The organism is Microbispora sp. GKU 823 (genome assembly GCF_002027145.1).
GTDB classification, from domain to species: Bacteria; Actinomycetota; Actinomycetes; order Streptosporangiales; family Streptosporangiaceae; genus Microbispora; species Microbispora siamensis.
Genome location: NZ_MWJN01000176.1, coordinates 1 through 9,111, shown reverse-complemented (window position 1 = coordinate 9,111; position 9,111 = coordinate 1). Strand labels below are relative to the sequence as shown.

At 71.0% G+C, this 9,111-nt stretch carries 7 protein-coding genes and 1 pseudogene; 3 read left to right on the top strand and 5 right to left on the bottom strand.

The window, feature by feature from the left end:
* The coding region (locus tag B1L11_RS42995; RefSeq protein WP_143737966.1) for a response regulator transcription factor at nt 1-183 on the top strand (183 nt) is incomplete at its 5' end.
* Between the two features lie 103 nt (nt 184-286).
* Entirely contained in the window at nt 287-706 is a 420-nt protein-coding gene (locus B1L11_RS42990) for a hypothetical protein (RefSeq protein WP_143737965.1), read from the top strand.
* Here the strand turns inward: B1L11_RS42990 and B1L11_RS42985 are convergent.
* From B1L11_RS42985 to B1L11_RS42965, 5 genes and pseudogenes are all read right to left on the bottom strand, one after another.
* Nucleotides 707-2,385: pseudogene (locus B1L11_RS42985) on the bottom strand (GAF domain-containing protein). It lies immediately after the preceding gene.
* A 16-nt stretch (nt 2,386-2,401) separates the two neighbouring features.
* Nucleotides 2,402-3,013 carry a hypothetical protein gene (locus tag B1L11_RS42980; RefSeq protein ID WP_079320907.1) on the bottom strand — a complete coding sequence of 204 codons (612 nt, stop codon included), beginning with the start codon at nt 3,011-3,013 and terminating at the stop codon, nt 2,402-2,404.
* Nucleotides 3,014-3,084: 71 nt separating this feature from the next.
* Nucleotides 3,085-5,655, bottom strand: coding sequence for a beta-L-arabinofuranosidase domain-containing protein (locus B1L11_RS42975; RefSeq protein WP_218671675.1), 2,571 nt, complete (start codon nt 5,653-5,655; stop codon nt 3,085-3,087).
* 666 nt (nt 5,656-6,321) lie between these two features.
* Nucleotides 6,322-7,338: a hypothetical protein gene (locus B1L11_RS42970; protein ID WP_079320906.1), complete on the bottom strand. Its 1,017-nt coding sequence runs from the start codon at nt 7,336-7,338 to the stop codon at nt 6,322-6,324.
* On the bottom strand, nt 7,335-7,994 hold the full coding sequence (locus B1L11_RS42965; protein ID WP_079320909.1) for a CBS domain-containing protein: 660 nt from the start codon (nt 7,992-7,994) through the stop codon (nt 7,335-7,337). The genes B1L11_RS42970 and B1L11_RS42965 overlap by 4 nt, the downstream gene beginning before the upstream one ends.
* 222 nt (nt 7,995-8,216) lie before the next feature.
* Here B1L11_RS42965 and B1L11_RS42960 point away from each other — a divergent pair, with 222 nt between their 5' ends.
* Nucleotides 8,217-8,918 (top strand): CBS domain-containing protein, encoded by a 702-nt coding sequence (locus B1L11_RS42960; RefSeq protein WP_079320905.1) that lies wholly within the window; start codon nt 8,217-8,219, stop codon nt 8,916-8,918.
* Nucleotides 8,919-9,111 lie beyond the last annotated feature (193 nt).

Here is a 9,111-nt window from a genome sequence, read left to right as displayed (position 1 = left end):
CGGCAGATCCTCGAACTGATCGGCGAGGGCCTGACCAACCGCCAGATCGGCGAGCGGATGTTCCTGGCCGAGAAGACCGTCAAGAACTACGTGTCCAACCTGCTGAGCAAACTCGACATGCAGCGCCGCACCCAGGCCGCAGCGCTCGCCGCCCGCCTCAAGGCAGGCCGCCGGACAGGGTAATCATCCGTGCCGGAGTTCCCCAGGACGCCGACGGGACCCCAGCAATACGGGCATATGCCCTATGTCGCTTATATCCACTGGCGCATGGGCAGGTGGTTGCCAGGTGTCTCGTCACTGCGCGGACGTCTTCCGAACCGATCTCGTCTCGGCGGCGCGGCGGCTTGCGGTGGCCGCGCTCGTCGTCTCGCTGGCGGGCCTCGCCGTCCCGGAATCGGCGGACGCGGCCTCCGCTCCGCTGCGCCATAAGCCGCACGCGGCCGCGGCCGGTGCGGCGGCCAAGGCCAAGGCGAAGCCGCGGCCCGGCCCGCGCGGTCATCAGATGGTCCGAGGCGGGCGGACCAGCGCCAGGCAGTACAAGTCGGGCCGCGGCAGGAACATCCAGAACCTCAACGGGGTCTACACGCCCTCGCTGCTGAGCGGCCCGCAGTCGACCGCGGTCACCTCCGCCGGGAAGATCACCAGCCAGGGTGCCTACTGCGCCCCCGGCAGCCGCTCCTGCAACATCTCGCAGAACATGAAGTGATCAGCCCAGCGGGACGCTCCACTCCAGGCGGGTGCCGCCGGCCTCAGGGGAGCCGAGGGTGAAGGCGCCGCCGAGCCGTTCGGCCCGGTCGGCGAGATTGCGCAGGCCGCTGCGGCGGCCCTCGGCCGGGACGCCGACGCCGTTGTCCTCCACCACGAGGGTCAGCCGCCCGTCCCCGGCGTGGACGGCGACGTCGGCGCGGGTGCCTTGGCGTGGCGTACGAGGTTCGACAGGGCCTCGCGCAGGACGGCGAGCAGGTGCTCTGCGACCTCGGCGGGCACGTCGTTGTCGAGCCGGCCCTCCAGGCTCAGGCCCGGCATGAAGCCCAGGTGCCCGCGGGCGCCCTCGACCAGATCGACGACCTGGGCGCGCAGGCTGGGCGAGGCGTCCTCGCGCGGGGTCTGCAGGGCGAAGATGGTCGAGCGGATCTGCCGGATGGTGGTGTCCAGCTCGTCGATCGCGCTCTGCAGCCGGGAGGACGCCTCCGGCCGCTCGACCAGCCGCACGGCGCTCATCAGCGTCATCGCCACGGCGAACAGCCGCTGGATGACCACGTCGTGCAGGTCCTTGGCGATCCGGTCGCGGTCTTCGAGCAGGCCGAGCCGCTCGGCGTCCCTGCGGGTCTCGGCCAGCTCCAGCGCGACGGCCGCCTGCCCGGCGAACGCGTGCAACGTCCGCAGCTCGGACTGGCTGAACGGCATCCGTCCCGGGCGTTTGAGCAGGGCGAGCACCCCGCGTACGGCCCCAGCCGCGCCCAGCGGCACGGCCGCCACCGGCCCCGCCTCAACGTCGCCGGTGTCGCCGGGGTCGTCCAGCATGAGGGGCTCGCCGCTCAGGAACGCCCGGCCCGCCAGCGAGCCCTCGATGGGCACGTCGCCGCCGGCCGGGCGCGTCCCCGGCTCGCCGTCCTCGAGAGCCGCCTGCAGGGTGTCGGCGCCCTTGCGCGGCAGCAGGATCGCCACGGCGTCGGCGTCGGCCATCTCGCGGGCGCGCCGGGCGATCAGCGTGAGGACCTCCTGCGGTTCCGCGCCGGACAGCAGACGCGTGGTGATGTCGGCCGAGGCCTGCAGCCAGGTCTCGCGGCGGCGGCTCTCCTCGTACAGACGGGCGTTCTCGATCGCCACTCCGGCGGCGGTGGCCAGGGCGACCACGATCGCCTCGTCGTCCTCGTCGAAGTTCCCGCCGCCGCGCTTCTCGGTGAGGTAGAGGTTGCCGAACACCTCGTCGCGGACGCGCACCGGCACGCCAAGAAAGCTGCCCATGGGCGGGTGGCCAGGCGGGAAGCCGTACGACTCGGGATGCTGGGAGATGTCCGACAGCCGCAACGTCTGCGGCTCCTTGATCAGCAGGCCGAGCAGGCCCAGCCCGTGCGGCCAGTGCTCGATCCTGGCGATCTCCTCCTCGCTCAGCCCCACCGGGACGAACTGGACGAGCGTGTTCTCCTCCCCGATCACGCCCATCGCGCCGTACGTCGCGTCGACCAGCGTCGTGGCGGTCTCCACGATGCGCCGCAGCACCACCTCCAGGTCGAGGTCGCTGCCGATCGAGACGACCGCCTCCAGCAACGCGTGCACCCGATCCCGGGTGGCCAGCACCGCCTCCAGACGCGACTGCAACTCGGCCAGCAAATCGTCCAACCGCATGCTGGGGATCAGCGACCGCGGCTCGTTCTCCGTCATGGGGCAAAAGTCTGGTTCAGATGTGGTGACGGCGCCACTTCTGGTCGGCGGCCGCCCAGGCGGCCTCCCATTCGCGGTAGCGCCTGCGGTCCAGACAGTGACGCGCGAGCGCGAAGCAGGCCCAGGCCAGGGCGGCGGCGCCCGCCACGACGCCGAAGGCGGCCAGCCCCGCCCTCGTGACCGTCTCGGCCCGCTGCGGCGGCGGCACGACCGGCCTGCCCGCGGCGTCCACCCAGAGCCGCGCGTTCGCCGGGCCGTCCCGCAGGAGGAGCGCCGCCGGGACCATGCCCTCCCGGACCTCGCCGGATGGGAGCGTCCACCGCGCCGGGCTCGCCACGGGCAGACCGCGGCCGTTGACCGGGATGGCGGAGCCCTCCTCCATCGAAGTGCCCTCGACCAGAGTGGCCTCGACCAGTTGCCGTGCCCCCGGCCCGACCCGCTCGGCCGCGACGCCGCCGTCGTACAGCGTACGAGCGGCCAGCGCCGCGGGCCACGCGGAGAGCAGGACGGCGGCCAGCGCCGCCGCCGCGAGCGCCGCCTCGATCAGATCGGAACGGCGGCGCAGCGGGTTGCAATCGGGCCGGTAGCGGCGTAACCGCGACACGACCCAGCGGGCGATCGACCTCATGGCACCCCTCCTGTCGGGCACAGGAGGTCCCACTTCCCCGGGCGGGCCCGTCCACGCCCGCCCGGACCGCCTCAGCTCAGCTTCGCCCGGGCGGCGGAGGACACGACCTTGTCCTTCTCCGCGGGCGACAGCAGGCCGGCGGCGACCCACTCCTCCGCGGCGTGGGCGACCGCCGACTGGAACCGGCCCCGGTTGCCGAACGGAGCCTGCTCCCAGACGGCGTCGAGGAACGTGGTGCCGTCGTCCTTGGCCCGGTTCGGCACGCCGGAGTCCACCTTTCCGAAGACGATCACGGGCTCCCGCCTCTGGAAGTAGGCGTGGTAGTGCTTGGTGTCCCCGATGTAGAAGGGCACCAGCGACAGCCCGTGGGTCGTGAAGGTCATCGGCGCCGCGGGCGTCATGGCCTTGGCCAGGTCGCCGTCCAGCCCGAGGTCCTTGTAGAAGGAGAAGTCGCGGTAGCTCTTCTCATCGCTCAGGGCGACCATCGGCACCGGGCCGTAGGCGAGGCTCTGGATGGACGGGGCGTCCAGCGCCTTCTCCGCCCGCAGGCTGAACGGCATCGTGATCGTGACTTCGTCGCCAGGCTTCCAGGTCCGGCTGACCGTGACGTACCCCTCCGGCGCGTCACCGAGGCGCTGCACGACCCCGTTGACCCGCACGGTGTACCCCTTCTCGACCCAGTAGGGCACCCGGAGCTTCAGGTCCAGCGGGCCCGACCCGTCGACCCTGAGCGTCACCGTGCCGGAAGGGTCGGCCGGGTAGTCCGTCGACTGCCTGATCCGGAAGCCCTTCTCCGGCCAGGTCAGCTCGGAGGCCATGTAGAGGTTCACGAAGAGCGCCGAGCCGTCCGCCGCCTTGAAGTAGACGGAGTCCTGGAACTTGGTCAGGCTCTCCAGGCCGGTGCCGCCGCAGCAGGTGCCGAGGTTGCCGTAGCTCCTGACCGAGCCGGGGCTCATCGGGATGAAGTAGGTCAGCAGCGGGTCCGTGGTGCTGTCGACGTTCCTCCGGGAGGCGAGGATCTGGCCGTAGAGGCCCCGCTCGTAGTACTGCATGTACTTCGGGTCGCCGGTGTGGAAGAACAGGCCCCTGCTCAGCTTGAGCATGTTGTAGACCGCGCACGTCTCGGCGTTGTTGGCGCCCAGCGCGCCCACGATGACGTCGCGCGCCCCGAAGAGCTCGCCGTTGTCGCTCGGTCCGGAGAGGCTGCCGTCGGTGAAGGTGCGGTGCGGGACGACCATGTCCCAGAAGTTGACGGCGGCGGTCAGGTAGTCGCGATCGCCGGTCTGCTCGTACACCGAGAGATAACCGATGAACTGCGGGATGTGCTGGTTGGCGTGCTTCCTGTCGAGCGTGTCCTGGTTCGCGATCGTCGCGTTCTTGAGCGCGGTGTTGTCGAAGCACTTGGCCGTGTCGAGGTACTCCTGCTTGCCGGTCAGCGCGTGCAGGTCGGCCATCACCGCGTTCATCGCGTTGTACTCGCCCGCGATGTACGTGGTCCACATCTTGTCCAGTTGCTCCCGCGAGAGCTTGGACAGCCGGCTGTGGACCCAGTCACCCATCTTCAGGACGATCTCGCGGGCCTGCTGGTTGCCGGCATGCTGGTACGCGTCGAGCAGCCCGCGCATGATCATGTGGCAGGTGTAGTAGGGCGCCCAGATCGTCGGGTAGGTCGCGCCCTGCTCCAGCAGGATGAACTGCGTCTCCGGGTAGGCGGCGAGGAACCCGGGGTGGCTCGGCCCGGGGGCCCCGGTCGCCTCGGAGATCAGGCGGGCGTTGCGCCCCTTGCCGGAGGAGTCGGCCGCGGTCTCGCCCGAGGTCTCCTCGAACCGGTACCAGGCCACGTTCCCGCCGCCCAGGCCGCCGTCCGCGCTGGTGGTCAGGGCCTGGACCTCCGACGCGCTCAGCGCGCGGTCGTAGATCTGGAACTCGTCGACGGCCCCGCTCATGAGCGGGTCGCCGTACTGGGACTTGCCGATCCAGTTGTTGCCGGTCGTGCCGAGGTCGGAGGGCTTGAGGGTCATGCCGGTGTTCGTGCCGACCGCCTCACCGTTGACGTAGAGCGTTCCCGTGCCGCCTGACAGGGTGACCGCGACGTGGCTCCACGCGTTGGCGGCCAGCTGCCTGGTGCCGTTGATCCGCTGCTCGCCGCCGCTGCCGCTGGTGGTGATGGCGAAACGCGGCGCCGATCCCGCGCTCAGGGCCAGGAACATGTTGCGGGTGGTGCCGGTGCCGAAGTCGAAGATCCTCGACCAGGTGCTGATCACCGTGGGGTTCACCCACAGGGCGATCGTGAAGTCGCCGAGTCCGCTCAGGACACCCGAGGGCAGCGCCACGTACTGGGGGCCGCTCAACTTGACCGCGGTGCCGAACTTCCCGTTCACCCGGGCGACCGGAGCCGGGGGCGGCGCGGGCTGCCCGACCTTGGCGGCCAGGGCGTCCTGGCACTGGCCCAGCGCGGTGACCATGTAGTCGACCTTGTTCTTGTAGAACTCGTCGCCGGTGCCTGCGTACGCCAGGGCCAGGGCACTGAGGAAGTGCCCGGCGTAGTGGCCCCGCAGGTTGCCCGTGGCGTCCTCCCAGCCGCCGGGCGGCTGCGCGCCGAGAGTGTCCAGCCCCGCGTTGGCCCGGAAGTTGGACAGCATGCGGTCGGCCGGATAGCCCGCAGGAAGTTCAGTATGCGGTCGCGGTTCGTGGCGAACAGGGAGTCACCGAGTTTGACCCTGTCGTTCGCGAAGGGCTGCACGCGCCATCCGGAGGGAATCGGGAAGTCGCCGCCGGCCGCGCTCGCCGTCGTCGCGGTGCGGGCGACGGCCGCCCGGGCCGTTCCCGGCCCGGTGACGGAAGCCAGCGCGAGCGCAGGTGGGGTGGCGGCGGCCAGGGCGGCCCAGCGCAGCACGTCACGTCGGTGGATGGAGGTGGTCATTTCGGGGGGCTCCTCGTCGTCGACTCGGCGTCTGGTGGTGCGATTTCTCGCGGGTCTGAGCTGGGTCATCCGGCGGCGGACCACGGGCTGGAGTTGTTAGCGCTAACATAAGATCTCTTGGAGGCAAGGGCGATCGCTCGCCGCGGTTCGGTCGCGAGTCCGGGCCGACCGGCCGTCACAGGGGCGACGGTCGGCGGGTCAGAGGTCGTTGTCGCTGGTCAGGGCCGATCAGGGCAAGCTGGACGAAAGCGCTCGACTGGCCGGGTTCACACACCGGCCGACCGCGCCATACCGCTCACCGCTCATGTGTCGGCAATGTTAACGCTCGCACGCGGCGCGTCAAGATCCCGCGGCGGCGTTCTTCACCCGTTCCGGCGCCGAGCGCTCATTCCAGGACGTCGGAGGCGGCGCGGCGGACGCTCTGGCTCTCGTCGATCACGAACCCGAGCCGCATGATCATCTGCGGCGGCTCCCCCGAGCACAGATGCCTGCGGATGAACTCCCGCAACTCCGGCATCTCCAGTGCCTGGGTGTGGAAGGCGACGCTCAGGCCGTACGCGGAGGCGTGCAGCAGCATCCGCTGCAGCGCCTCGCCCGCGCGCAGCCAGTCCTCCCGGCCGTCGCCCGCGCTGGTGAGCAGCGCCACGAGGCCCGTCGAGGCGGACACCTGCTCGTCCGGCGCCATCCCCCACTCGTGGCCCCGGGCGTAGTCCCGCTGCGCGAAGTGCTGGGGGTACATACGCCGGGGGTCGGTCGGATAACCCGCCGCGGGCACCCCGTCGCGGCGTGAGCTGCCGGGCGGCCGGGCCCAGCGCATGAGTTCGAGGACGAACAACCGGTTCTGCGACTGCACGTCCTGGGCCGCGCCGGTGAGCGCGGCGAGCACCCGTGCGGCGGCGTCTGATCCGATCGGCATCAGGTGGCCGTCCTCGGACGCCGCCTCCGCCACGAGCGCGTCCATCAGGGGGTCCGGCACCGGCAGAGCGGTGAACCCGGAACGGTGGGTACGGCGACGCTCGATCTCCGCGTGCAGCAGGCGGGTGTGCTCGCCCGGCTCCCGCCCCGGCCGCACGCGTACGGTGGCCAGCAGCAGCGGGCGCTCCGGGTCGGGGAAGCGCCGCACCTCGGGCTCGTAGCCGAGCACCTGCAGCGTGATCCGCACGTTGAACAGCGCGGCACCGCAACTGATCGTCATCTGGCGGCCGGTGGGGTCGGAGACCCGCAGCTTCCTGTCCGGGTCGGCGCGCAGGCAGATCTCGTCCCCCGAGACGCCGAACGTCCAGGGCTGGGTGTTGTGGATCGACGGCGCCCACAGGGCCGCCTCCACCGCGGCCTTCGCCGCCTGCGCGATCCCTTCAGAGGTCTGGGCGTTCACGATCTCCTCCCCCTGGGGCTCGGTCACAGCAACGGCGGGGCGATGAGCAGGTCGTCCACGAGGAAGGCGATCTCGGCGTCCACCTCGACGACGCCCTCGACCCGGCGTACGGCATGCAGCAGCGGCTTGATGTCCGACCTGCGGGGCACCTGTCCGTCGATCGCGACCACGCCGCCGGAGACGGTGATCCGGAGGTCGTCGGGGCCGAGGTTCAGCCGGGCGGCGATCTCCTCGATGTCGGCCAGGATGTCCTCCGCGGGACGGACGAACACGCGCAGCAGATCGCCTTGGTGGACCGTCCCCACGATGCGGCCGGTCATGGCGTCGATCACGGGCAGTTGCTTGATGCGGTTGCGGTGCATCAGCCGGGCCGCGTCCCGCACCGACGTGCCGCCGGTGACCGTGATCGCGGGCCGCGTCATGATCTGGCCGGCCTTCGTGCCCGTCGCCTTCCGGTGCTCCTCACGCCTGCGGGGACCGTCGAGCACGCTCTCGCCCGGGTCGATCTCCTTCAGCAGGATGTCGTCCTCCGACACCACCCCGACCGGGCGCCGGTCGGCGTCGATCACCGTGACGGCGCCCACCTTGAACCGCTGCATGGTGGCGACAAGGTCCGCGAACGACGCGTCCATCGGCACCGCGATGGCGACCTTGCCCATGACATCCTTCACCTTCGCCGTCATGACGACGCCTCCCATCTCTCAGTGCCAGCGTGCCTCTGCGTGTCTTTCGAGGTCAGCGGTGAAGGTCCTGACCACCCGGGACTTTCGGCCACCCATCGCGCCGTCCCCGGGCGAGGCATGGCGAAGGACCCCGCCACAAGGGCCGTCCGTCCCTTCGCATCCGGCCCGTACGGCGTTGCGATGGGACTGGGAACGGCAGACGGCCCGGGGAAGGAGCCGATCATGCACATGAAGGTGCGGGACGTCATGACGAGCGAGGTCGCCTCCGTCAACGGCAGCACGCCGTTCAGGGACGTGGCCGAGGTGCTCATCGCGCACGAGGTCAGCGCGGTGCCCGTCGTCGACGGCGAGGGCCACGTCGTCGGCGTGGTCTCCGAGGCCGACCTGCTGCGCAAGGAGGAGTTCCGCGAGCAGTTCTACCGGGAGGGCTACCGGCCGCCGCTACGCGCCCGCCTGCGCGAGGCCATGGGGCACGGGGCCGCCAGGAGCCAGGCGCGGGCCCGTGGAGTGACCGCCGCCGAACTCATGTCCGCTCCCCCGGTCACCACCCGGCCCTACACCAGCGTGGTCAGCGCAGCGCGGCAGATGAGCCAGCACGGTGTCAAACGCCTGCCCGTCGTGGACGACGACGGCGTGCTCGTGGGCATCATCAGCCGCCACGACCTGCTCAAGGTCCTCGCCCGCGCGGACGCCGACATCGCTCGCGAGGTACGCGAGGACATCATCGGCAACTGCCTGTGGGCCGACCTGTCGGGCGTCGAGGTGTCGGTGTCGGAAGGCGTGGTGACGCTCACCGGAGCCCTGGAGCGCCGCTCCCAGGCGCGGGTGCTCACGCGGATGGTCGAACGGACCAACGGCGTGATCGGGGTCGTCGACCGCCTGGAGTGGAAGGAGGACGACGTCGGCCCCTGGGAAGAGGCCTGATCCCGGAGCCCGGCCGGAGCGGCCCGCGCGAGCACCGGCTCATGTTCCCGGTTCGTGTCCGGGTTCATGTCCGGGTTCATGCCTGGGCTCATGTCGGTAGCTCCGGACTCTCGTCCGGGTCGGGTGGTAGGTGAAGGCCCAGCGGTCGGTGCCTTCTTTGCGGCGGGTGTAGCGGTCGGGGTGGCGGTAGCGG